Origin of the sequence: Burkholderia sp. E168m23, assembly GCF_016586125.1 — a bacterium.
GTDB classification, from domain to species: domain Bacteria; phylum Pseudomonadota; class Gammaproteobacteria; order Burkholderiales; family Burkholderiaceae; genus Burkholderia; species Burkholderia orbicola.
Map to the genome: position 1 here is coordinate 1 of NZ_BCPP01001537.1, position 898 is coordinate 898.

Sequence of the window (898 nt, forward strand, 5' to 3'; positions counted from 1 at the left end):
TTCCAGCGAATCGGCGAGCGCATCGCACGCGTGATGGTCGCGAACGGCGTCTACTCGGATGACAGAATCATGAAGCGCGCGGACGGCGAACTGTTCTGGTGCCACGTGACGGGCCGCGCGCTCGACCGCACCGCGCCGCTCGCGGCGGGCGTCTGGACCTTCGAGGATTTGAGCGCGACGCGCCGCGTCGCGGTCGAGCTGACCCCGCGCGAGCGCGAGATCGCCGCCCAGCTCGCGACTGGCAAGACCAGCAAGCAGATCGGGCGCGTACTCGACATCAGTTCGCGCACGGTCGACATCTACCGCGCCCGGCTGATGCGCAAATACGGGACGAACAATACGCCGGAGCTGCTGCAGCGCCTGCTCGGGCAGTGAGCGCGCATTGCGTCGCAGCGCTCGAATGACGATCGGCCGCACGCGGCGGCCGACCGGGGGAAACAACGGGCACGGCGCGCCACCGGCGACCCGGTGCCGGCCTGCCGGTATGCACGCTCAGCCGACTTTCGCCGCGAGCGCGCGCTCGATCGTGTCGCGCAGCAGGGGCGGCAGCGGCACCGACTTGCCGAGCGCGTAGTCGACCCACACGCAGCGCGCGTTACCGCGTGCGTAGACATGCTGCGGATCGTCCGCGCGCGTGAGCTCGAACCCGGTATCGAAACTGCTTCGGCCGGGCTTCGCGGCCGACATCCTCGCGATCACGTCGCCCGGATAGTGCAACTGCTTGAGGAATTCCATCGACGCGGTGACGATGACGGGCCCCTGCCCCTCCCCGTTGCCGCCCGCAATGCCGAGCTGCTCGAACCACGAGATCCGCGCCTGCTCCATGTAGCGGAAATAGACCGTGTTGTTCACATGGCCGAACGCGTCCATGTCGCCCCAGCGGATCGGCATCGACATC

At 68.4% G+C, this 898-nt stretch carries 2 protein-coding genes; one reads left to right on the forward strand and one right to left on the reverse strand.

Features of this window, described 5'->3' with window-relative positions; translation table 11 throughout:
* On the forward strand, positions 1–375 hold a 375-nt coding region (locus JMF90_RS38725), incomplete at its 5' end, for a LuxR C-terminal-related transcriptional regulator (RefSeq protein WP_201326512.1).
* A gap of 117 nt (positions 376–492) precedes the next feature.
* Here JMF90_RS38725 and JMF90_RS38730 read toward each other — a convergent pair.
* Entirely contained in the window at positions 493–897 is a 405-nt protein-coding gene (locus JMF90_RS38730) for a thioesterase family protein (RefSeq protein WP_023477362.1), read from the reverse strand.
* Position 898 lies beyond the last annotated feature (1 nt).